Genomic DNA, 22576 nt, shown 5'->3' on the forward strand with positions numbered 1-22576 from the left:
GCGAAGGAAGGCGACACCAAGCACAACCGCCAGCGCCCCGCTCGCCAGATAAAGGATGCGCCGCCCGCGCCGGGAGCTTCCCCCGGGGGGCGTGCCGGGACCTGAAGTGGGGGGCGGGGGAGGGGTTGTATCCATGCGGTCGGTTTTCTGCCTGTTGTCGGACGGATGTCCTGCTCTTGTAGGACCGGGTCATGCGTGATGGGGCAAGGTTTCTGATTCGCCCAGTTGCAGTATTAACACGGCTGCGAAACTGTCTAAGTTAGGGAATGTAACATTGTCTGCGCGGTGGGAAAGAGGGAAACTGCCGAACGTTTCAATATCGTTTCTTTCCGGTGTTTTCAATGTGTTCATGCCCGCTTACGGTGGCCCCGGCATCGGCGGAAAGTCGCAGCAGGATCGGCAGCGCCATTGATGCGACCAGCGCGCACGCCATGAATGTCAGACTGTAATCCTGCCCCTGCCATTTCACGGGCAGTACCGAGTGGCATGCGGCCAGCATCCCGGCGGCAAGGCATATGCCCATTGTCAGCATGACCTGCTGGCAGGTGGAATACAGGCTGGTTGCCGTTCCCATGCGTGGCTTTGGCATGTCAGCATACGCGATGGTGTTGTAGCCGGTGTAAAGCAGCGTCTGCCCCATCCCGTTCATGGCCAGCAGCCCCAGCAGCCACCCCATGGGCATGCCCGGTCGGAACCCGGCCAGCAGCAGGCATACGGCCGGCAGCACAAGGCTGGCCACGCACATCACGGTGCGGAAGCCCCGGCCACGGTAAATGCGGGGGGCCGCGAACCGCATGACCAGCGCGCCAACCGGGGCGATGAAGGTGATCAGCCCGCTCTGGGCGGCGCTGGCGCCAAAGCGTGTCTGCAGCAGCGATGGCAGGAGAAAGATGATCCCGGCGGTGGCAATGCGGGTCAGTCCCCCGGCAAGGACCGAAATGCGGAAGGTCGCCACCCGCAGCAGCGACAGGTCCAGCACCGGGTGCATTACTCCCCGCGCATGGCGCAGGTAGGCCCCGGCGCACAGCGGGGCCAGCAGCAGCAGCCCGAAGGATATGACGGGTGGAAAGCCCGGATGGGTCAGCATTTCCATGCCGAAGATCAGCCCCGCCAGCCCGGTCGCGGACAGGATGTTGCCCCGCAGGTCAAAGGGGGGTGGACGGACCGCACGGATCTGGGGAATGAACCGTCCCGTCAGCACAATGGCCAGCAGGCCGAGCGGGATGTTGATGTAGAAGATCCACCGCCACGACAGCCATGATGTCAGCACGCCCCCCAGCACCGGCCCGGCCATGGGGCCGATGGTGGCGGGCAGCATGACCCATGCCATGGCGGCCAGCAGTTCCGACTTGGGCACGTTCTGCAGGATCACCAGCCGACCGACCGGGACCATCATGGCGCCGCCCGCGCCCTGCACCAGTCGCGCCAGTGCCAGCACCACAAGATTGGGCGCCCACCCGCACAGCAGCGAACCGGACAGGAACAGCACGACGGCGCAGCGCAGCGTGGTCCGGCTGCCGAAGCGTTCGGCCACATGGCCCGATGCCGGGATCAGGGCGGCAAGGCCCAGCATGTAGACCGTCAGCGCGATGCTGGTCTGGGGAATGTCGACATGGAAATCCCCCGCCATGGCGGGCAGTGCCGTGGTCAGGGCCGTGCCATCAATCTGTTCCATCATCATCAGGCTGGCGACGATCAGGGCCATGATACGCTTGCGCGCGGTGGAGGGTGACTCCATGCGGGGGGAAGGTGGGGGCAATGTGGGGGAAGCGGTCGTCAAGGGGGGCATGATCATGCATGATATACGCGGTACGGAACCGTAAGCGCCATCGTGGCGTTACAGGCCTGCGCTACACATCAGCGATATAACGGAGTACGAATCATGTCGGAAGACAAGGCAACGCCCATCGAGAACAAGGCCGAAGGCATCATGGACGAAGGCGTGGGCCGCCTGAAGGATGCTGCTGGTGGCCTGACGGGCAACATGGGCATGCAGGCGGAAGGCAAGGTGGACCAGCTTGCGGGCATGGCACGTCAGGAATTCGCCGACCTGTATGAAGAAGGCGAGGGCAAGGTTGAACGTGCGGTCACGTTCGTACGCGAACGCCCGCTGTTTTCGCTGGGGATCGCAGCTGCGCTGGGCACCATTGTCGGGATGATTTTCATGCCCCGTCGCAAGGGCTGAACCGGGTCGAGTCGTTTTTTTTTTCATTTTAAGGGACTCGATGAGTCCACAGCATCTTGCGCAACCCTGCATAAAAATGGTTTCCATCCTTCCAGAACGGAAATTCGATGCGAATCGGGCCGGAACGGTTCGATTCGCATACGATCAGGAAGGAATGGATGCCCGATTACGCGCTTGAAAACGCCCATGGGGGACGGGTCGCCGGTGTGGATGAGGTAGGTCGTGGCCCGTTGGCCGGACCTGTCGTCGCTGCGGCGGTCATGTTCCTTTCCGGCGTGCCGGGCGTGCTTGCGGACAGGCTGGATGATTCAAAGAAGCTGAAGCCCGCAGTCAGGCAGCAGCTTTATGATGTGCTGCACGCCACGCCTGGTGTCCTGATCGGGGTGGGTGCTGCATCTGTTTCTGAAATCGAACGGTATAATATCCTGCGCGCGTCATGGGTTGCCATGCAGCGTGCGGTCGGTCGCCTGCCGCAATCCCCTGAACTGGTTCTGGTTGATGGAAACGCCGCGCCCGATTTCGGGTGTCCGGCGCGATGCGTCGTGGGGGGGGATGCGATCAGCCTGTCCATCTCGGCGGCCTCCGTCGTGGCCAAGGTCATCCGGGACCGGCTGATGACGCGACTGGCGCAGCGCTGGCCCAGCTATGGCTGGGATCGCAACGCGGGCTATGGCACCCCCATTCACCGTGCGGCCCTGATGGCGGATGGCATCAGCCCCCACCATCGCGCGGCATTCGGCACGGTGCGCCGGATCGTGCAGGCGTCGGTTTCCCCTTATTCACCCCAAAGCGCGGAGCAGCCATCATGCTGAACAATTCATGAGCGGTGCGGTTATGATGGAATTGCCCCTGGACCAGGTGCTGCGGGGCGACTGTGTCGAGATGATGCAGACCCTGCCCGCGGGGTCGATCGACTGTGTCTTCGCGGACCCGCCCTACAACCTGCAGTTGAAGGGCGAGCTGCGTCGGCCCGATGACAGTGTGGTCGATGGGGTGGATGACGACTGGGACAAGTTCAGTGACCTGAAGGCCTATGACGAATTTACCCGCGCGTGGCTGAGTGAAGCGCGGCGCGTGCTGCGCAAGGACGGCACGATATGGGTAATCGGGTCATACCATAATATTTTCCGTATTGGCGCGATCCTGCAGGATCTGGGGTTCTGGATCCTCAATGACGTGATCTGGCGCAAGTCCAACCCCATGCCCAATTTCCGTGGTCGCCGTTTCACCAACGCACATGAAACGCTGATCTGGGCGGCAAGGGGACCGGACAGCCGCTATCGCTTCAACTATCAGGCGATGAAGGCGCTGAATGATGATGTGCAGATGCGCTCCGACTGGTACCTGCCGCTGTGCACCGGCGGCGAACGGCTGCGTAACGAGCATGGCCTGAAGCTGCATCCTACCCAGAAACCCGAGAGCCTTCTGCATCGCGTGCTGGTGGCCTCGACCAACGTCGATGACGTGGTGCTGGACCCCTTTACGGGCACCGGCACCACCACCGCCATGGCGCGCAGGCTGCGGCGGCGCTTTATTGGCATTGAACGTCATCCCGATTATGCCGAGGCCGCGATCGGCCGCGCCCGCCGGGAAAAACCCGTGCCGCTGGACAGTGTGCTGACCACGCCTGCCCGCCGTGAAAGCCCGCGCGTGCCCTTTGGCCTGCTGGTGGAACGGGGCATGGTGCCTGCGGGCACCGTGCTCATGGATCGGCAGAAGCGGGTGCGCGCCACCGTATCGCCCGATGGTACGCTGGTCAGTGGACGGCACCGGGGGTCGATCCATAAAATGGGTGCGCTGCTGACCAACGCGCCATCATGCAATGGCTGGACCTTCTGGTATTTCGAGCGCGAGGGCGAACTGACTCAGCTTGATGTGCTGCGCGGTGAAATCCGGGCGGAGCAGGCAGCCGTCGCCTCCTGACCGATGGCGGTGGGGCAGGACAAACCATTCAGGGAAGCGGCAGCATGAACCGGCGCCCCGATCTTGCCGGGCCACATGCCCTGTCCGCGATGGAATGGAACGCGGGCCGCCATTCCGCCCTGCAGACTGATGATTACCTGTTCAGTCAGCTTATCCCCTATATCGGGAACAAGCGTAAACTGCTGGGGCTGATCGCGCAGGCGATCGCGGCCACGGGGGAATATCCCGGGCAGACCGATTTCGTGGACCTGTTTGCCGGGACCGGCGTTGTGTCGCGTCTGGCCAAGCGGCTTGGTTTTCGCGTGCTGACCAATGACTGGGAACCGTATAGCGAGGTCCTGAACCGCTGCCATGTGGCCACGTCCGCTCCACCCCGGTTCGCGGGGGGGCGCGATTATGCGCAGGTCATGGCCGAACTGAATGCCCTGCCGCCGCTGGAAGGCTGGGTGACGCGGCACCTGTGCCCCGATGATGACGTGCAGTATGACACGGCACGTGACCGGATGTTCTATATGCGCAAGAACGGCATGCGTATTGATGCCATCCGTGAACGGATCGCGCAGTGGGAACATGACGGCCTGCTTGATGCCGCGCAGAAGGCGTGCCTGCTTGCGCCATTACTGTACAGCGCCAGTTACAACAGTAATACCAGCGGCCTGTTCAAGGGGTTTCACCGGGGCTGGGGCGGGCGCACCGGCACGGCGCTGTACCGGATTGCGGCGGACCTGTACCTGCGCCCGGCCTGCTTTATCGATAACGGGCGTGACAACCGGGTCATGCGCATGGACGCACATGAACTGGCCACGCATCTGCCCACGCAGGTGGGACAGGCTACGATCACGTATGTGGACCCGCCCTACAACCAGCATCCTTACGGCGCGAATTACCATGTGCTGAATACGATCGCCCTGTGGGACCAGCCGGACCTTGCCCCCAAGATCACGGGGCGGGATAAATCGGCGATCCGGCAGGACTGGCGGACGGAGCGCCGTAGCCCCTATAATCATCGCAGGCAGGCGCTGGTGGCCTACCGTGACCTGTTATCCGCGCTGGATACGCGCTGGGTCGCCACCAGTTACAGCACCGATGGCTTCATTCCGCTGGATGATATGGTGCGCGCCAACTGCGAACGTGGGGAGGTCCGGGTTTTTACCCGTGGCTACAAACGCTATCGCGTCAGCCGCCAGCGGTATTCGGCACGTCCCATGACCGTCGAATTCATCCTGCTGACCAATACACGGCGGCGCGGAACATGTGACCCGGACGGGATCGTGCAGGAAATCATGGCCGTGGAGGCCGACCTGAATTCGCCGGGCGGGAACTGACGACATTTCTTAAGCACGACCCGCGCCCGGAATGGATTCTGGAGGGATGGCCTGAAACGTCCGTCCGGGACGCATCCGGCAATAATAGCAGGCCAGGTATTGGGGACGCCTTTGCAGAAAGCGCCCCGAACCATCGTCTTTTCGCAAAAAGACAACACCTGGAAAGTTTTATTCTTTTTTATCAGCCGTGTATTTCAGCCAGTCCCTTAGCTGCCGCCAAAGCCGAGGAACCCGATGGACGGATCGGCATGGCCGCCGGACGCATCATACCGCCTGTCGGCGCTGGCGGTGGTGGAGGCATGGTGCGGCATGGTCAGCGGCGGGGTGTCATCCTCGCCTTCCGCAAGGTTGTTGGATGCAAAATGCGGGTCTGAATCCGAGAAAGTGCGCATGGACAGTAGCAGGAAGGTAATATCATTGCGGTTCAGGTCGATCGCCATGTCCAGCGGCGTCTGCCCCAGCACGTTATGGCCCGTCATGTCCGCGCCCCGGTTCAGGGCTTCCTTCGCCGCACCAAGGCTGCCACGGTTGATGGCGTCAAACAGTGCGTCGGTCGGATTCATGTCGGCGCTGGCGTGGCCGTGTTCCTCTTCGCTGGATTCCGCACCGGGCAGGGCCGCAGGCGGGGCCGCGGCCTTGGCTGCACGGCGGGCCTCAGCCTTTTTCGCAGCTTCGGCGGCTTCGCCCTCGGCTTCCGCTTCGTCGGCATCCTGCGCATGGGCCATATGGATGGGCATGCATACGGAAGGGACGCCTGCGAACAGGGTTGCGACAAGAAGATAAATACCGGATCTGGAAATCATGTCCTGTCCCGAGAGTGAGCGTTCGTCCGGGCATGCGAAACTGCCATATGCCACCCGACCGTTCTGGTGATTACCGCAAAATGACGGCGGATGCGATGCCTAATCATCTTTCTGTCAGGAACGGCTTTCGCGCCACCATGCCACAAGCAGCATGACCAGCACGAACAGCCCCACCGCCCAGGCTGGCAGCATGGACGTGGCCTGCTGTCCCGATACGCTGTGCGCGTTGCGTGCGGGGAAGGCAAACCGGTCCGCGGTCGAGGTCACCCGTCCGTCCTCCATGACAACCTGCGGCAGGGACGGTGCCTGCGGGTTATCGCCCAGCCAGTGCACGCCGCCCCCCGTCGCCGCGGCCATGGGGGCCAGCAGGGACGCCGTTGCCCGCAGGTCGGCAAACTCGACCGGGTCTTCGGCGCGCGGGGCGGCAAAGGCTTCATGTCCCGCATCGTCACGCACGGTCCATATCCCTTCCTGCCGTGCGGGCAGGCGTGCGCGGGTCAGTCCCGTATTGCCCGCGGGTTCCAGCGTTATGGACTGCGTGGTGCCATCGGGGGCGATCACATGGACAACCGGTGGCGGCCCGGCAGTGACCGAACGGCGGGTAATGGTCATCTGGCCTGCCGAGATTTCGGCCTCAAGCTGGTTTTCCTCCAGCTCCGGCTCCTTCATCAGCCAGTGTGAAATGCGCCGCAGCAGTTCGGATTGCGGCCCCCCGCCACCTTCGCCATGCGACCACAGCCACGCCTGGTCCGACAGCAGGAAGGCCACGCGTCCCTTGCCCGCGTGGTCAAGGACCAGCAGGGGCTGCTGGTCCGGGCCTGTCATCAGCACTTCGCCGCCCGCCGTATCCGTATGCAGGCTGCGGTACCACGGCCCCCATCCCGGCTGGCCGCCCGCGTGGTCGGGCGCGCCCGGCAGGCCGGAGGTCACGGGATGACGCATGCCGGTTTCCGTCAGGTCAGGCCGGAACCGGCGCACGGTCATGCCGTCGGTGGACGCCACGTGAGCCGGCAGGATATCCGATAGCGGCGTGTCCTGCAGGGACCCGGGGGTCAGGAATTCCGGTCCCCCGATCAGCAGCAGCCCGCCGCCCGCGCGGATGTGGTTGACGATATTGCGCAGGTAGGCTTCAGGCAGGATGCCCCGGTTTTCGAACCCGTCGAGGATGATGAGGTCGAACTGGTCGATTTTCTGCTGGAACAGTTCATTCACCGGGAAGGCGATCAAAGCCAGGTCCGACAGCGGCGTGCCGTCATCGCGATCGGGCGGGCGCAGGATGGTGAAGTGGACCAGATCAACCGACGGGTCGGCCTTCAGTAGTCGCCGCCAGACCCGTTCGCCCTGGTTGGGGGTGCCCGATACCAGCAGTACGCGCAGCCGGTCGCGCACGCCGTTGATGCGGATGACATCATGATTGTTGCGTGTCGAAACCTCGCCAGGCAGTTCAGGCGCCGACAGGCCCACCAGCATCTCGCCCGGATGGGTGACCGGCAGGGTGATGTCCTGTGGCTGCCCGATCTGCACGGGACGGGAGAAGGTCGTGCCATCCCCCTGCGTCAGGGTCAGCTGGGTGGTGGCGCCGGGGGCGGGATGCGCGCCCTGGTCATCAATCTCGACACGGATGGTCACGTCCTTGCCGACAATGGCGAAGGGCGGCGCCTGGAGCACGCGCAGGTGGCGATCCGTTTCCTCCCCACTGCCGGTCAGCAGGACATGCAGCGGCAGCATCGTGCGGTGGCCATGTCCGTCATCGGGGTCGAGCATGTCGGGAACACTTGCGGGAATGTCATGGTCTTCCCCGTCGGTCACCAGCACCGCACCCGCAAGGCGCGAGGGCGGGATATCCGCCGCCTGCCGCAATGCACCAAACAGCCGCGTGCCCCCATGCTGGGCTTCGCGCAGGGTCACGATGCGCGGCACAAGCCCCGGCACGCGGTTCATCTCCGCCTGCAGGCGTTCGGCGGTGTTGCGCGCCATCTCGTCGCGGTTGCGCTCGGACATGGATGCCGACTGGTCCACCATGATCAGCGCGGTTTCAGGCAGAGGGTGCCATGTTTCGGTAATGCGCTGCGGGTTGCACAGCCACGCGATGAGGCCCAGCGCCGCCAGCAGCCGCCACACGCTGCCGCGCACCCGTCGCACAACTCCCATGACCGCGAGGGCCACAGCCATGGCCAGCAGGATGTCGATGCACCATGGCGGCACCTGCGGGCTGAATGCCATCATGTGGCGTGACAGGTCGGGCATGCCCATCATTCCCCCAGCCGTTTCAGCAGGGCGGGCACATGCACCTGATCCGCCTTGTAATTGCCAGTCAGCGCGTAAATCACGGCATTGACCCCGAACCGGTAGGCCACCACGCGCTGTTCCGCGCCATCGGGAACGGGGGCATACGGTGTGTTGCCGCCATCATCCACCGCCCATGCATGTGCCCAGTCATTGCTGCCGATGATGACGGGACTGACGCCGTCATTCGTGCTGTCGCCTTCCTGCGCGACCCATACCGGCATGCCGTCATAGCGACCGGGAAAATCGTGCAGCAGGTAGAACGTGCGCGACAGCACATGGTGGGTATCCAGCCGGGTCAGCGGGGGGATATCCAGCCCCGCCGTCATGCGCCGCAACGCCGCCGCCGTTCCGGGGGCGGACCCGGTATAGCTGCTGGCGGTGTCGGGTGCCGTGGCGGGGTCCTGTCCCTGCGTGTCGATCATCAGGATGCCGCCATGGCGCATGTAGGTGTTCAGTGCCGCCGTGCGCGCGGGCGTGGTGGTGGCGTCCGCCGTCACGGGCCAGTAGATGAGCGGATAGTACGACAGGTCATCATGTTCCGGCACGACGCCATCAGGATGGCCCAGCACGGCGGAGGTCCGGGCATTGACGTAATCCGACAGTCCCTGCAGCCCTTCTTTCGAGACATCATCGATATCCGCATGTCCGGTCACGATATAGGCCAGCCGGGTTTCCAGCGCCGCGCGGGGTACGTCGGGGGGAATGTCCTCCGCCGCATGGGCGGGCTCATGCAGCGTGCAGGCCAGCAGCATTGCCACGGTCGCCCGGCGGCCCCATTTGCGCCCGCGCTGCATCACGCTTGCCACCCCATCCACGATCAGCAGCAGTGCGGCCATGACCATGAGCACCGGCCCGATGGCAAGGTCAGGCACCTGACCGCGCAGGTCGGATGCCGTGCCGATGGCTGCCTGCGGGGCAAGCGGGGCCGGATCATCGCCCGGATTGAGCGCACGGCGGCTGTTGCGCGGCCCATACAGTCCCGGCGGGTGTTCCGGTGTCGGGGCGGTATGGCCAAAGGCATCGGCCCGCAGGGCCTGCGCACCCGCCGGTGGCGTGACCAGCGCGCCGTCGCCATCCAGCGTCATGTAGGGGGCCAGCAGGGTACGGCCCGCTGGTGTCTCGATGCCCGAAGCTTCATCAATCAGGTGCTGCAGCATGCTGACGAACAGCCCCGACAGCGGCAGGTTGGACCATTCCGCCGTACTGGTGACATGGAACAGCACGACCTGCCCGGCGCCAAGGGCGGCATGCGTGACCAGTGGTGTGCCATCGGTCAGCCGCGCCCAGCTATGGCTGTCCAGATCGGTGGAGGGCTGCGCCAGAACCTGACGCGACACCGTGACATCGCCGGGGATGTCAAGGTCATGGAACGGGGAAGATGCGGGGAAGGGGGCAAGGTGTTCCGGCCTGCTCCATGACATGGTGCCGCCCAGCACCCGCTCGCCCCCCATCAGCGGAACAGGCAGCAGCGTGTCCGCAGGCTTGGGTGTGGGGTCGGTATTATCCCCGGACTGGACCAGCAGGGGGCCGGCAAAACGGATAAGTGTGCCGCCACTGCGTACCCATGCTTCCACTTTCCTGCGGCTGTCCGGGCTGCCCAGCGTGCCGTCAGGCGCGATGATGACCGACAGCGGTCGGGCCAGCAGCGTATCCAGGTCCCCTTCGCGCAGTTCGGCGGTGGGCTGCAGCGCCCGGCGCAGGTAGAACAGGCTGCCCATGAGCGGCGTGTCGGATGACGTGCTGGCGATCAGCCCCACGGGGCGCTGGCGTTCGCGTTCATCCAGCAGGCGTATCCCGCCCGGCCCGTTCACGCCATCCAGCGACAGGTGATCGACCTTGCTGCGTAGTTCCGCCGGCAGGTCGGGGGCGGCGTCCACATGGTCCTGTCCCGCGGGCAGGGTCACGGGCACAAGACCCAGCGTGCCGCCCGCCGCGGTTTCAAGCCGCAGCTGCCATGTGCGCGGCTGGGGACGTGGCACGGCGCGGATGCGGGTGGCAAGGCTGCTTTCGCCCCGGCCGGGCGGTGCAAGCAGGGTAATATCCGAACCGGGCAGGTACATGTCCCGTACCGGTCCGATTCTGGCCAGTGCGGCGCCAAATGCGGCATCCGCCGGGGTGGCCAGTCCGTCAGCAATATAGATGACCGGTCCGTGCCAGCCCTGCTGCGCCAGTTGCGCCAGCGCCTGTGTGGCGGCGGCGCGGTCAACCGGCCATGCGCGGGGCAGGAGCGGGTCAAGCATGCCGCGCAGCACCTGTGCCGACTGCATGGGCTGGACCATGACGGGATCCAGCGCGTCACCGCGCGCCGTCAGCAGCAGGCGCGCGCCATGCCCGGTGCGCGACAGGTGATCCAGCAGCCCGTCCAGCGCGTGGATGCGCTGTGGCCATGTACCCGCCGCGGCCCAGCCGTTATCCAGCACGATCAGGCAGTCGGCATCGGCAATGCCGGCCTGCCCGCGCGGAAAGACCGGCTGCGCCAGCCCCAGAACCAGCAGCCCCACGGCAGCACAGCGCAGCAGCAGCCGCCAGAGCGGGGCGGAGGTCGCGTCCGGCGGCGGCGCATTGAGTGCACGCAGCAGGGCCATGGGCGGAAAGGACTGCACGCGCGGCGCGGGGGGCAGGGCATGCAGCAGCCACCACACCACCGGCAGCGCCAGCAGGCCCAGCAGCATCCATGGCGCGAGCAGCATCATGGCCTGTTCCCCATGCCCGGCAGGGCATGTAGCGCCAGTAGTGCCTGTTCGGGGGGCTGGTCCGTCAGGTGCGGCACGGGCGGGCAGCCCGCTGCCTGGCACACCGTGCGCAGCTGATCCTGATGGCGCGCCCAGACCGCACTGTACTCGTGGCGCAGCGTGGCATCGCCATTCAGCAGCACGGTTGTTTCGTCCTCCAGCCCGGTAAAGCGTGTATGGCCTTCATATGGAAGGCTGGTCTCCGCCGGATCGATTATTTCGACCAGCGTGCAGGTCGCCTGCCGCGCGGTCGCTGCGCGCAGGAAGGCCGACAGTTGTGGCGCGGGATACAGCCCGTCGCCAAACAGCAGTACCCGGCTGCGCGCGGGAATGGCGGCGGCCAGCGGCAGGGCGGGCTCATCCACCGTTGCGCGCAGGGCGGCAATCAGTGCCTGCGCCATCCGTTCCAGCGCCTGTCGGCCCCGCAGGCGCAGCGGTGGCGCGCCGGTCGTGCCCAGCAGGCGGATGTCCTCCCCCTGCCGCAGCAGCATTGCGGCGCAGGCCAGTGCCAGCAGAAAGGCGCGTTCGGCCTTCAGCGGCAGGCTGTCAGCAGACCGCCAGCGCATGGATGCACTGTTATCGCACCAGATGCATATGGTATGCGGGGTCTGGGCTTCATGTTCGCGCACGAAGGCCCTGTCCCCCCGCGCCGACTGCCGCCAGTCGATATGGGTCGCGGCCTCGCCCGGTGTGGCGGGGCGGTACTGCCAGAATTCCTCGCCCACACCTGCCTTGCGCCGGGGGTGGGGACCACCGCCTGCGTTCTGCGCGATCCGTCGCGCCGCCACGATCAGGGTGGGCAGGCGGCTGGCCAGTGAATCCGCCAGTGCCGTTGCTGCAACCGGGTGGCGCGGCAGGAAGGGACTGCCACCACCCGCAGGCCCCGACGGGGACGCCGCCCGTTCAGGCCCCGGTCTGGGCCGGCCGGACAGCCGCGTGAGAAAGGACAGGGGAGACCGCAACGTCAGCCAATCCGTCCGACCAGTGTGTCGATCAGCGTTGCCAGACGGACATTTTCCGCCCGTGCGGTAAAGGATAGCGCCATGCGGTGGGCAAGGACCGGGTGGGCCAGTGCGGCCACGTCCTCGATTGTGGGGGAAAGGCGGCCATCCAGCAGGGCGCGCGCCCGGGTGGCCAGCATCAGCGCCTGTGCCGCGCGTGGGCCGGGGCCCCATGCCACGGCTTCGCGTATGGTCGGGTCATCGGTCGTTTCCGGTCGGGCCGCGCGGACAAGCCGCACGATCGCATCCACCACCTGTTCGCCCACCGGCAGCGCGCGCACCAGATCCTGTGCTGCCAGCACGTCGGCCGCCGCCAGAACGGGCCGGGCCGTGGCCGTGGTGGTGCCGGTGGTGGCCAGCAGCATGGCGCGTTCGGCACCGGCATCGGGGAAATCCAGCGTCACCTGCATAAGGAAACGGTCAAGCTGTGCCTCAGGCAGGGGATAGGTGCCTTCCTGCTCGATCGGGTTCTGGGTGGCCAGAACATGAAAGGGGCGGGGCAGCAGGTGGTTGGTGCCCGCGATGGCGACCTCGTGTTCCTGCATGGCCTGCAGCAGGGCGGACTGGGTGCGGGGGCTGGCGCGGTTGATTTCATCGGCCATCAGCAGCTGGCAGAATACCGGCCCCGCCACGAAGCGGAAGCTGCGGCGGCCGCTGTCGTCCTCATCCAGTATCTCGCTGCCCAGAATATCCGATGGCATGAGGTCGGGCGTGAACTGCACGCGCCGCGCATCCATGCCCATGACGTGACCCAGCGTTGTGACCAGCAGCGTCTTGCCCAGTCCCGGCGCACCCACCAGCAGTGCGTGCCCACCCGACAGGATGGCGGTCAGCACAAGGTCGATCACCCGGTCCTGTCCCAGTATGACACGGCCGATTTCCGCGCGTGCGTCACGCAGGCGGCCGCCCATGCGTTCGGCCTGGGCTGCGATCTGTTCGCCCGTAGGGACGGAGGGGGATGTCATGCCCGCCTGCGGCGCCGCATGGAGGGGTGAGGTATCATCCATGGTCATCATTCCAACAGTCTGACAGGTCCGGGGGTTTCATCAAGCCGGTGTTGATCCCTATATCAAGTCCAGCAGCTTCCATAGTGTCGGGTTAACGCAATTGATGGACGATTTCGAGACAGGTGAGACCATGCCCTCCCTTTCCATGGGGCGGACGGCGGGCACATGCGGCGCGCTGCCGTTTCTGATCCGGCGGGACGGGACATGGCTGTACCGTGGCTCCCCCATTCGCCGCAAGACGATGGTCTGCCTGTTCGCATCCACCCTGCGGCGTGATGCGCAGGGTGGCTACCGCCTGCAGACCCCGGTCGAGCAGGGCACGATCGAGGTGGAGGACGCGCCCTTCGTCGCGACCCATCTGGAATGGCATGGCTGTGGGCGGGGGCAGGTGCTGTCATTCCGCACCAATGTGGACCAGGTGATCTGCGCGGGACCGAAGCACCCGATTCGCTGTGCATGGGACGTGCCGTGCGAGGGCTGCGGCACGGGGCCGGTGCCCTACCTGCATGTGCGCGACGGGGACGGCGCGCTGCCGATCGAGGCCAGGATCGCGCGCCCTGTCTATTACGAACTGGCGGCGCTGGCGGTGGAAGGCAACTGCCGCGGCGTGCCCTGCCTGGGGGTATGGAGCCAGCATGCGTTTTTCCCCCTGTCCGTCATGCCGGATGATACCTGCCCATGACGGGCACCGGCCCGCTTGATGGCCTGCGGCGCGACATGCCCGACATATCAGGGCACCTTGCGCGGATATGGGGCATCCTGCCCGATGCGCGGCTGGTGGGCGGCGCGGTGCGCGACCTGCTGTGCGGGCGCGGGGTGTCGGATATCGACCTTGCCACCCCGCACGCACCCGATGAGGTCATGGCGCGCCTGAAACAGGCGGGGATACGGGTGGTGCCCACGGGCCTGTCGCACGGCACGGTCACCGCCGTGCTGGACGGCCACCCGTTCGAGATCACGACCCTGCGCCGTGATGAGGAAACCGACGGCCGCCACGCCACCGTGGCCTGGACCCATGACTGGCGTGAGGACGCGGCCCGGCGGGATTTCACCATAAATGCCATGTCGTGCGACAGCGCAGGCGTCGTGCACGACTATTTTGGCGGGCAGGCCGACCTTGCGGCAGGGCGTATCCGCTTCGTGGGAAATGCCCGGCAGCGCATTGTGGAAGATGCGCTGCGCATTCTGCGTTTTTTCAGGTTTCAGGCCCGTTATGGCGGCGCCGCGCCCGACCCCGACGCCATTGCGGCCATCACTGCCCTGTCCGGCATGATCGACCGCCTGTCGGTGGAACGGGTGTGGTCGGAACTGCGCCGTATCCTGGTCGGGCCGCACGTGACACGCACGCTGGTCCAGATGCACGACAGCGGCGTGCTGGGCCATGTCCTGCCCGAAGGCTACGACATTGGCCGCCTTGCCCGCCTGCTGTCGTGTGGCGCGCCAGCGGATGCGGTGCTGCGCCTTGCCGCCCTGGTATCGGGTGACGTGCGGGAGGTGGCGCGGCGGCTGAAGCTGTCGCGTGCCGACACCATGGCGCTGGCACAGACACGTGCGGACCCCGTGCCCCTGCCCGGCATGGGGGACGACGTGCTGGCGCCCATGCTGGCCGATCATGCGCTGCGTGATCTGCTGTGGCGCACATGGCTGCGTCAGGCCGGCCGTGCCGGACGCCGGGACGCGGCATGGGACGCCCTGCGCGCCCGGCTGGATGGTATGGAAAAGCCGGTCTTTCCGCTGGCGGGGCGCGATATCATGGCCACCGGGCGGGCATCGGGGGCCATGGTGGGTCGTGTGCTGGCGCAGGTGCGGCAGTGGTGGCTGGAAAATGGCTGCACCGCAGGCCATGCGGACTGTGTGGCGCGTATGAACGCGGTATTGCGGGACGGTCCTGCCGACGCGACATAATTTGTAACCGTGTGTCGCGGCCCTTTGTTTTGGGCAGCCATGCGGCTATAGCCCGATTGATGAACGCGATTAAACCGCCCACGCCCGACAGGCAGGCCACACCCACGGATATGGTGTCGTCACGCAGCCTGATGCGACGGCTGTGGCATGATGAACTGGCCTGCCACAAGCTGCGCATACTGGCTGTCATGGTGCTGACCGCGCTCATGGCCATTTTCAGTGCGCTGTATCCGCTGGTCATCCAGCGTGCGCTGGACATGTTTGCCGATCATGACCCGCGCATCCTGTACCAGGTGCCGCTGCTGGTGGTGGTGATCACGGTGGCGAAGGCCATATCGCAGTACGGGCAGTCGATCGCGGTGCAGTCGCTGGTGCTGCTGGTCATACGCGGCCTGCAGCAGCGCATGTTCCACCATCTGGTCCATGCCGACATCTCCCGCATCGAAACCGAGGCCCCGGCCCAGATTGCCGCCCGTTTCACCACCGACGCGGTCGCGATTCGTGAGGCGATGATCCGCGCAACCAACGCCCTTGGTGACGCTGTGACGGTGGTGGGGCTGATTGCCTCCATGCTCTACATGGACTGGGAACTCAGCCTGATTGCAGCCGTGCTGTATCCCATCGCGGCCATGCCGGTGCGCAGGCTGGGCAAGCGCCTGCGACGCGAGTCCGGTGGCGTGCACGAACAGGTGGGCGAGACGAGCGCGATGCTGACCGAAAGCTTCAGCCAGTCGCGCACGATCCGCGTCTATCGGCTGGAAGGGGCGGAAGAGCGCCGGGCGGCGCATGTGCTGGACGGGTTGCATGCGGGCCTGCTGCGAATTGCCCGGGGCCGTGCGCGCGTGGACCCGATGCTGGAGGTACTGGGTGGGATCGCGGTGGCGGCCGTGCTGGGCTTTGCCGGGTGGCGGGCGACGCAGGGAGGTGCCACGCTGGGCGATTTTTCGGGGTTTGTCGCGGCCCTTCTGCTGGCGGCACGGCCGCTGCGTGCGCTGGGTACGCTCAATATCGCATTGCAGGAGGGGCTAGGCGGCCTGCAGCGCGTGTTTGACGTGATTGATGAGCCCGTAGCCGTGGCACAGGCGCCCGATGCGATCGACCTGCCGCCCGGTGGGGGCGACCTGCGATTTGAACAGGTGACGTTCCGTTACCCCGATGGCCGCATGGGGCTGGAGGGGCTGGATTTCGTGGCACGCCCCGGCCTGACCGTGGCCCTTGTCGGTCCGTCGGGGGCGGGAAAATCCACCGCCCTGTCGCTGATCCCGCGCCTGCATGATGTATCGGGCGGGCGCATCACGCTGGATGGCGTGGACCTGCGTCGTCTGGTCCTGTCGCAACTGCGCGATGCCATTGCCTATGTCAGTCAGGACACGCTGCTGTTTGACCTGTCGGTCATGGACAACATCCGCATGGGCAACCCGCAGGCCAGTGACGAACAGGTCCGCACTGCCGCCCGCGCGGCGGCGGCGGACGAGTTCATTCGGGCCCTGCCGCGCGGATATGACACCGTGGTCGGGCCCGGTGGGCAGCGCCTGTCGGGCGGGCAGCGGCAGCGCGTGGCGCTGGCGCGCGCGCTGCTGCGCAATCCGCGTGTGCTGCTGCTGGATGAAGCGACCAGCGCGCTGGACAGCGAAAGCGAAGCCATTGTCCAGAACGCCCTGACGCACCTGCGTCAGGGGCGCACGACCATTGTGGTGGCCCACCGCCTGTCCACCGTCCGGTCAGCCGATCTTGTCGTGGTTATGGCGCAGGGCCGCGCGGTGGAATGTGGCACGCATGATGCGCTGATGGATGAAGATGGCCTGTATGCCCGCATGGTGCGCAATCAGGCCTTTACGCTGTAAACTGCGCTGAATGTGCATCCGGGCCGGTGATGGCGGTTGAAGTGTTGCAAGCTTCGTGTCATGGATTGACCGACCCGTTCGGTCAATGCGTGGATGACAGGATCAGGGGCTGCAATCAAAGTGATGATGAGGGAAGCAGATGGCCGCGGACGAAGGCAAGGCACCTGAAGACGGACAGACCGCACAGGATAAAGGGCACGAACAGGAAAAGGAAAAGGCTTCCCCCCGGCGCAAGGTGATCCTGATCGGCGTTCTGGTGGTGGTGGCCGTTCTGGCCGGGCTGTACTGGTTCCTGCACCGCAATGAAGTCGAGACGGATGACGCCTTTACCGCCGGTCGCGCCGTGGCGGTGGCTCCCCATGTATCCGGCTATGTGACCGAACTGCTGGTGAACGATAATCAGTTCGTTCACCAGGGTGATATCATTGCCCGCATTGATGACCGCAACTGGCGCGCCCAACGCGATCAGGCGGCAGCAGCCGTGGATATCGCGCGTGCGCAGGTCCGCAACTACAGCCTGCTGGCGGAAGTGGCGAAAAAGAACTTCCCCGGTCACCTGATGGTGGCGCAGGGCCAGCTGGTGGAAGCGCAGGCCCAGCAGTTCCGCGCGGAAACCGATTATCGCCGCCAGCATGGCGTGACCCGCGAGGCGACATCGCAGCAGAATATCGATTACGCCACTGCGGCCCTCAATGCGGCGAAGGCGAAGGTGCTCGAGGCACAGGGCAACCTTGAAACCGCCCTGCCGGTCATTCCCAATATTTCCAGCACCGAAGCCCGCGTGACCGAACAGCAGGCCCAGCTTGCGCAGGCGGAAGCCAAGCTGCGCGAGGCGGAACTGAACGTGGAATGGACGCAGATCCGCGCCCCGCATGATGGCTGGATTTCACAGCGTAACATCGAACGTGGCACCTATGTCACGGCAGGCCAGACCGTGGTGTCCGTGGTCGAACCCGAAATATGGGTTGTGGCGAACTACAAGGAAACACAGCTGACCCACATGCGCCCGGGCCAGAAGGTGGATATCGCGATCGACGCCTATCCGTTTCTGAAGCTGAAGGGGCATGTTGATTCGCTGCAGCTGGGCACGGGGGCGACCTTCAGCGCCTTCCCGCCGGAAAATGCCACGGGCAATTATGTGAAGATCGTGCAGCGCGTGCCGGTCAAGATCCTGATTGATGAAGGGCTGCGACAGGACCTGCCGCTGTCGATCGGCCTGTCGGTTGAACCGACGGTCCACACGGAATGAGCGCGCAGGCAGCATCCACCGGGGCAGCCGATGGCACGAACTGGAAACCGAAACACAATCCATGGCTGATCGCCGTGGTTGTGACGGTGGCCGCCTTCATGGAAATTCTGGACACTACCATCGTCAACGTGGCGCTGCCGCATATCGCGGGGAACCTGTCATCCACGTATGATGATGCGACATGGACGCTGACATCCTACCTGGTGGCGAACGGGATCGTGCTGACGATCTCGGGCTGGCTGGGCAAGCTGTTCGGGCGCAGGCACTACTTCCTGATCTGTATTTCCATGTTTTCGCTGTCGTCGTTCCTGTGCGGCATTTCCACCAGCCTGCCCGAACTGATCCTGTTCCGGCTGATGCAGGGGTTCTTCGGGGGCGGGCTGCAGCCCAACCAGCAGTCCATCATCCTTGACACCTTCCCGCCCGACAAACGGGCCGCCGCCTTCGGCCTGACCGCCATCGCCACCGTCGTGGCGCCGGTGCTTGGCCCGTCGCTGGGGGGGTGGATTACCGATAACTATTCCTGGCGGTGGGTGTTCTTCATCAACGTGCCGGTCGGCATGCTGGCCACCATTGCGGTGTCGATCATGGTCGAGGACCCGCCATGGGCGCGCAAGCAGAAGGCACCGCTGGACTTCGTGGGCATCGGTCTGATCACCATTGGCTTCGGCTGCCTGGAAGTGGCGGTTGACCGCGGTGAGGACGAGGACTGGTTCGGTTCGCGTATGATCGTCATCATGGCCATCCTTGCCTTCCTTGGCATTGGGGGCGCGGTTGTCTGGCTGTTGCGGGCGAAAAATCCGGCGGTGGACCTGCGTGTGTTCAAGGACCGCAATTTTGCGGTGGGCACCGGGCTTATGGGCGCGGTGGGGGCGCTGCTGTATTCCTCGGCCATTATCGTTCCGCAGTTTTCGCAGCAGATCATGGGTTATACCGCCACCCTGTCCGGCCTGATCCTGTCGCCCGGCGGCATGGTGGTGATTGTGCTGATCCCACTGGTGGGGATCGGGATGAAATATATCCAGCTGCGCTACATCATCGCGTTCGGCTTCTTCCTCATGGGGGTGTCCATGCTGTGGTCGGCGCAACTGGTACCCGATCTGGATTTCCGCCATCTGGTCCTGTTCCGCATGAGCCAGACCGGTACGATGGCCTTCCTGTTCGTCCCGATTTCCACCATTACCTATGCCACGCTTCCACGCGAACTGAATGCCGATGGGTCGGCCCTGTTCAGCATGGCACGTAACGTCCTGGGGTCACTGAGTATTTCGGGGGCCACGGCGCTGGTGACCGAACTGCGTCAGGCGCATCAGAACCAGATGGTCCACTGGATGACGCCCTATCACCAGCCGTTCAACGAATATCTGGCCCATGGTCGCGCGGTGGCCGTCATGCGCGGGTATGCGCAGGGGGCGCTGAATAATGTGGCCATGGGACGGCTGTACAAGGAATTCCAGCGTCAGGTCGCCATCCTGGCCTATAACGAGGTCTTCATGATCCTTGGCATAGGCTGCATGCTTGTCGTACCCTTCTGCTTTCTCATGTCGCCGCTCAAGGGTGAAGATAAGTAACGGAGTGGTTCAGGGCGAGTAATTGATAAATAATAAAAGTTCCTGCTTCTGTTTTTTTGGAATCGTATCGAGGGGTGCTGCCGATCAGGTATAAAGACAGCACACAGGAACTTTTATCTTTTTACCAATTTTCTGAGGGTAGCAGGGGGATCAGTCGTCATGTCAGGTATCATCCGGGTTGTGTGTGCGGCCATTATCGTGCGCGAACGCCTGCTGGTCGTGCGCAAGCGCGGCACGACGGCCTTCATGCTGCCCGGTGGCAAGCCCGATGCAGGGGAACGTCCCGAACAGGCACTGATACGTGAAATACGCGAGGAACTGGGCTGTGCCCTGACGCCGGGGACGGAACTGTCTGGCGATTTTACCGACGTGGCGGCCAACGAACCCGGCTTTACCGTGCAGGCCCGCATCTGGACCGGGCAGTTGCACGGCACGCCGGATGCCGCGGCCGAAATTGCGGAACTGCGCTGGATCGGGGCAGGGGACATGGCCGGGCTTGACCTTGCCCCCCTGTTGCGGGGCAAAACCATGACCGCCCTCGTGCACGCGGGGCTTATGCCTCAGGCAGCAATGGCGTAAGGGGCGAAATACGCCGCAAGCGTCGTGTAGATGTCTTTCTTGATGCCGACATTCAGCAGCGGCAACTGGGCCAGCGGGACCCATTTCCACATATCGAATTCCGCAGGCATGTGCGTATCCAGCCGGATATCGGAATCCTGACCCGTAAAGCGCAGGGCAAACCACTTCTGCGTCTGGCCCCGGTAACGACCGCCCAGCGCCCTGCCAATCAGGTGCGCGGGCAGGTCGTAGCTGAGCCATTCGGGATAGGTGCCCATGATTTCGGCGGCATTGGTGCCGATTTCCTCATGTAGCTCGCGCAGGACGGCGGTCTGCGGGTCTTCCCCTTCATCTATGCCGCCCTGCGGGCACTGCCACACGCCCTGATCCGGGGGACTGCCCGCGCCGTCCATGTCGGTGCGGCGTGCGACAAGCACCTTGCCCTGTCGGTTGAACAGCAGCGCCCCCACATTGGGACGGTAGGGCAGGTCAGTCATGGCAGGCTTCCGGCTGGATCAGGGGCGGGCGGGTGTGGCGGGCGCCGGTGCCGAAGGGGCGGCAGGCGGTGTCGCCGGGCTTTCCTTTTCCGCCGGGGCGGATGGGGTGGCGGGCGTTGTCGGTGTCGCCGGCGTGCCCGCAGGGGCGGCAGGCGCTGCGGCCTTGGGCGGGACGGATGCGGACGGCACGGCAGTCGCCTGCGTCTTGTCGTCATGAATCGGCGGTTCAGCCGGAACCGGTAGGCCCGCCATGGAGCGGACGACCCGCAGCCCTTCCTGAAGCTGGAAATCGGTCGAGGGCTTTGTCGGATCGAATGTGGGCCAGTTGGCGGGCGGCTGCGCCGGGATGGACTTGGCTATGGCGGGCAGGTCGGTGCGCGAGGGCGGCTGCGCGGTATTGCCGCCACGGTTCTTGATGATGTGCGCCAGATCCGCTTCGTGGATGCTGTAGCCCGCGTCGTCATGCGCTTCGCGCACGGGGATGTCGGGTATGATGCCCAGCCCCTGGATGGAGCGGCCCGACGGCGTGTAGTACCGCGCCGTGGTCAGGCGGATCGCACCTTCGCCGGGGATGGGCAGGATCGTCTGCACCGATCCCTTGCCAAAGGTTTTTTCACCCAGCAGCACCGCACGCTGGTGATCCTGCAGCGCGCCAGCCACGATTTCACTGGCCGAGGCCGACCCGCCATTGATCAGCACGACAATCGGCAGGCCATTGGTAATGTCGGTGTTATGGGCATCCCAGCGCTGGCTGTCCTGTGGGTGACGCGCGCGGGTGGAGACGATTTCCCCACTGCGGACAAAGTCGGACCCTACGTCGATGGCCTGCGTCAGCAGCCCGCCCGGATCGGACCGCAGGTCGATGACCAGGCCAGCCATTTTGTTATGTGTCTGGGCCTGCAGCTTCTTGTACGCGGCCAGCAGGCCGGACTGCGTTTCCTCGTTGAACTGCGCGATTCGGATATAACCGATATTGTCATACAGCGCGGACTTGATGACCTGCAGCGGGATGATGGCGCGGGTCAGCGTGACGATGACGGGCTTGGGCGCCTTTTCACGGATCAGCGTCAGCGTGATGCGGGTGTCGGGCTTGCCGCGCATCTGGGTCACGACCTGATCCAGCGGCTGACCGTCGATATTCTTGCCGTCGATCGCAACAATGAAATCACCGGGCTTGATGCCCGCGCGGGCGGCGGGCGTGTCGTCAATGGGGGAGACCACACGCACATGCCCGTCCTCGCCCTGTACTTCCAGCCCCAGGCCGCCAAACGATCCCTTGGTCTGGACCTGCAGGTCGGAAAACTGCTTTTCCGTCATGTAGGAACTGTGCGGGTCCAGCCCGCTGAGCATTCCGTTGAGTGAATTGGTGATCAGGTCGCGGGTCGAGACGGGCTCGACATAATTGGCCTTCACTTTTTCCAGTACATAACCGAACAGGAACATGAGCTGTTCGATCTCATGGGGGGAATTGTCATCCTTTGCGACAGCATCCGCCGCATGGGCCATGGGAGCGATATGGTCCCATCCGCTGGCTGAATAACGTGCGATCTGCGGGGCTGCCGCGATCCCTGCAAGAAAGGCGCAACCGATCAGCAAGCCATTACGGAACTTCATGCGTCGTTGTCTCCTGGATGCCCGCCATCATGATCTGGCTGGCCTGCATGTACTCTTCGTGTTGCGTTGTAAC

18 protein-coding genes are annotated in these 22576 nt (G+C 64.8%); 10 read left to right on the forward strand and 8 right to left on the reverse strand.

The window, feature by feature from the left end:
- Positions 1 to 313: 313 nt before the first annotated feature.
- Entirely contained in the window at positions 314 to 1705 is a 1392-nt protein-coding gene (locus CFR80_RS01890; protein WP_010516527.1) for an MFS transporter, read from the reverse strand.
- Between the two features lie 177 nt (positions 1706 to 1882).
- Here CFR80_RS01890 and CFR80_RS01895 point away from each other — a divergent pair, with 177 nt between their 5' ends.
- The 4 genes from CFR80_RS01895 (at position 1883) to CFR80_RS01910 (ending at position 5433) form a co-directional block, all read left to right on the forward strand.
- Positions 1883 to 2185: a CsbD family protein gene (locus tag CFR80_RS01895; RefSeq protein ID WP_010516526.1), complete on the forward strand. Its 303-nt coding sequence runs from the start codon at positions 1883 to 1885 to the stop codon at positions 2183 to 2185.
- Positions 2186 to 2292: 107 nt separating this feature from the next.
- Positions 2293 to 2997 carry a ribonuclease HII gene (locus CFR80_RS01900; protein WP_010516525.1) on the forward strand — a complete coding sequence of 235 codons (705 nt, stop codon included), beginning with the start codon at positions 2293 to 2295 and terminating at the stop codon, positions 2995 to 2997.
- A 7-nt stretch (positions 2998 to 3004) separates the two neighbouring features.
- Positions 3005 to 4108, forward strand: a complete 1104-nt coding sequence (locus CFR80_RS01905; RefSeq protein WP_010516524.1) for a site-specific DNA-methyltransferase — start codon at positions 3005 to 3007, stop codon at positions 4106 to 4108.
- Positions 4109 to 4152: 44 nt separating this feature from the next.
- Entirely contained in the window at positions 4153 to 5433 is a 1281-nt protein-coding gene (locus CFR80_RS01910; protein WP_010516523.1) for a DNA adenine methylase, read from the forward strand.
- 206 nt (positions 5434 to 5639) lie between these two features.
- On the opposite strand, the gene CFR80_RS01915 is transcribed toward CFR80_RS01910, so the two are convergent.
- The 5 genes from CFR80_RS01915 to CFR80_RS01935 all read right to left on the reverse strand — a co-directional run bounded on the left by CFR80_RS01915 (position 5640) and on the right by CFR80_RS01935 (position 13274).
- Positions 5640 to 6236 (reverse strand): ankyrin repeat domain-containing protein, encoded by a 597-nt coding sequence (locus CFR80_RS01915; protein ID WP_010516522.1) that lies wholly within the window; start codon positions 6234 to 6236, stop codon positions 5640 to 5642.
- Positions 6237 to 6350: 114 nt separating this feature from the next.
- Positions 6351 to 8492: a VWA domain-containing protein gene (locus CFR80_RS01920; protein ID WP_010516520.1), complete on the reverse strand. Its 2142-nt coding sequence runs from the start codon at positions 8490 to 8492 to the stop codon at positions 6351 to 6353.
- Positions 8489 to 11218, reverse strand: coding sequence for a DUF4159 domain-containing protein (locus CFR80_RS01925; RefSeq protein WP_010516518.1), 2730 nt, complete (start codon positions 11216 to 11218; stop codon positions 8489 to 8491). Before CFR80_RS01925 ends, CFR80_RS01920 begins: the two co-directional genes overlap by 4 nt.
- Positions 11215 to 12219, reverse strand: a complete 1005-nt coding sequence (locus CFR80_RS01930) for a DUF58 domain-containing protein (RefSeq protein ID WP_010516515.1) — start codon at positions 12217 to 12219, stop codon at positions 11215 to 11217. Before CFR80_RS01930 ends, CFR80_RS01925 begins: the two co-directional genes overlap by 4 nt.
- A gap of 2 nt (positions 12220 to 12221) precedes the next feature.
- Complete coding sequence (locus CFR80_RS01935) at positions 12222 to 13274, reverse strand: AAA family ATPase (RefSeq protein WP_082071084.1); 1053 nt, start codon at positions 13272 to 13274, stop codon at positions 12222 to 12224.
- A 94-nt stretch (positions 13275 to 13368) separates the two neighbouring features.
- On the opposite strand from CFR80_RS01935, the gene CFR80_RS01940 reads away from it, so the two are divergent.
- The 6 genes from CFR80_RS01940 (at position 13369) to CFR80_RS01965 (ending at position 20413) form a co-directional block, all read left to right on the forward strand.
- On the forward strand, positions 13369 to 13947 hold the full coding sequence (locus CFR80_RS01940; RefSeq protein WP_010512784.1) for a DUF1285 domain-containing protein: 579 nt from the start codon (positions 13369 to 13371) through the stop codon (positions 13945 to 13947).
- Positions 13944 to 15170 (forward strand): CCA tRNA nucleotidyltransferase, encoded by a 1227-nt coding sequence (locus CFR80_RS01945; RefSeq protein ID WP_010512785.1) that lies wholly within the window; start codon positions 13944 to 13946, stop codon positions 15168 to 15170. The genes CFR80_RS01940 and CFR80_RS01945 overlap by 4 nt, the downstream gene beginning before the upstream one ends.
- 59 nt (positions 15171 to 15229) lie before the next feature.
- Entirely contained in the window at positions 15230 to 17014 is a 1785-nt protein-coding gene (locus CFR80_RS01950) for an ABC transporter ATP-binding protein (RefSeq protein ID WP_010512786.1), read from the forward strand.
- Positions 17015 to 17153: 139 nt separating this feature from the next.
- A complete protein-coding gene (locus CFR80_RS01955) occupies positions 17154 to 18263 on the forward strand; it encodes an HlyD family secretion protein (protein ID WP_010512787.1) in 1110 nt (369 codons plus the stop codon).
- Entirely contained in the window at positions 18260 to 19834 is a 1575-nt protein-coding gene (locus CFR80_RS01960; RefSeq protein WP_110507059.1) for a DHA2 family efflux MFS transporter permease subunit, read from the forward strand. The genes CFR80_RS01955 and CFR80_RS01960 overlap by 4 nt, the downstream gene beginning before the upstream one ends.
- A 159-nt stretch (positions 19835 to 19993) precedes the next feature.
- Positions 19994 to 20413 (forward strand): NUDIX hydrolase, encoded by a 420-nt coding sequence (locus CFR80_RS01965; RefSeq protein WP_010512789.1) that lies wholly within the window; start codon positions 19994 to 19996, stop codon positions 20411 to 20413.
- Here CFR80_RS01965 and CFR80_RS01970 read toward each other — a convergent pair.
- Positions 20395 to 20889 carry an RNA pyrophosphohydrolase gene (locus CFR80_RS01970; protein ID WP_010512790.1) on the reverse strand — a complete coding sequence of 165 codons (495 nt, stop codon included), beginning with the start codon at positions 20887 to 20889 and terminating at the stop codon, positions 20395 to 20397. The genes CFR80_RS01965 and CFR80_RS01970 overlap by 19 nt on opposite strands.
- Before the next feature lie 18 nt (positions 20890 to 20907).
- Positions 20908 to 22503, reverse strand: coding sequence for a S41 family peptidase (locus tag CFR80_RS01975; RefSeq protein WP_010512792.1), 1596 nt, complete (start codon positions 22501 to 22503; stop codon positions 20908 to 20910).
- Positions 22504 to 22576: the final 73 nt, after the last annotated feature.

The sequence above is a fragment of the Komagataeibacter oboediens genome (assembly GCF_003207815.1).
GTDB classification, from domain to species: Bacteria; Pseudomonadota; Alphaproteobacteria; order Acetobacterales; family Acetobacteraceae; genus Komagataeibacter; species Komagataeibacter oboediens.

What these genes read in the sequence shown, in the direction of transcription:
- CFR80_RS01950 (WP_010512786.1), top strand. Translation starts at nt 15,230, where the DNA reads ATGAACGCGATTAAACCGCCCACGCCCGACAGGCAGGCCACACCCACG.
- CFR80_RS01890 (WP_010516527.1), bottom strand. Translation starts at nt 1,705, where the DNA reads ATGGCCCTGATCGTCGCCAGCCTGATGATGATGGAACAGATTGATGGC.
- CFR80_RS01900 (WP_010516525.1), top strand. Translation starts at nt 2,293, where the DNA reads ATGCGAATCGGGCCGGAACGGTTCGATTCGCATACGATCAGGAAGGAA.
- CFR80_RS01910 (WP_010516523.1), top strand. Translation starts at nt 4,153, where the DNA reads ATGAACCGGCGCCCCGATCTTGCCGGGCCACATGCCCTGTCCGCGATG.
- CFR80_RS01975 (WP_010512792.1), bottom strand. Translation starts at nt 22,503, where the DNA reads ATGAAGTTCCGTAATGGCTTGCTGATCGGTTGCGCCTTTCTTGCAGGG.
- CFR80_RS01970 (WP_010512790.1), bottom strand. Translation starts at nt 20,889, where the DNA reads ATGACTGACCTGCCCTACCGTCCCAATGTGGGGGCGCTGCTGTTCAAC.
- CFR80_RS01905 (WP_010516524.1), top strand. Translation starts at nt 3,005, where the DNA reads ATGAGCGGTGCGGTTATGATGGAATTGCCCCTGGACCAGGTGCTGCGG.
- CFR80_RS01965 (WP_010512789.1), top strand. Translation starts at nt 19,994, where the DNA reads ATGTCAGGTATCATCCGGGTTGTGTGTGCGGCCATTATCGTGCGCGAA.
- CFR80_RS01940 (WP_010512784.1), top strand. Translation starts at nt 13,369, where the DNA reads ATGGACGATTTCGAGACAGGTGAGACCATGCCCTCCCTTTCCATGGGG.
- CFR80_RS01955 (WP_010512787.1), top strand. Translation starts at nt 17,154, where the DNA reads ATGGCCGCGGACGAAGGCAAGGCACCTGAAGACGGACAGACCGCACAG.
- CFR80_RS01925 (WP_010516518.1), bottom strand. Translation starts at nt 11,218, where the DNA reads ATGATGCTGCTCGCGCCATGGATGCTGCTGGGCCTGCTGGCGCTGCCG.
- CFR80_RS01945 (WP_010512785.1), top strand. Translation starts at nt 13,944, where the DNA reads ATGACGGGCACCGGCCCGCTTGATGGCCTGCGGCGCGACATGCCCGAC.
- CFR80_RS01920 (WP_010516520.1), bottom strand. Translation starts at nt 8,492, where the DNA reads ATGATGGGCATGCCCGACCTGTCACGCCACATGATGGCATTCAGCCCG.
- CFR80_RS01915 (WP_010516522.1), bottom strand. Translation starts at nt 6,236, where the DNA reads ATGATTTCCAGATCCGGTATTTATCTTCTTGTCGCAACCCTGTTCGCA.
- CFR80_RS01935 (WP_082071084.1), bottom strand. Translation starts at nt 13,274, where the DNA reads ATGATGACCATGGATGATACCTCACCCCTCCATGCGGCGCCGCAGGCG.
- CFR80_RS01895 (WP_010516526.1), top strand. Translation starts at nt 1,883, where the DNA reads ATGTCGGAAGACAAGGCAACGCCCATCGAGAACAAGGCCGAAGGCATC.
- CFR80_RS01960 (WP_110507059.1), top strand. Translation starts at nt 18,260, where the DNA reads ATGAGCGCGCAGGCAGCATCCACCGGGGCAGCCGATGGCACGAACTGG.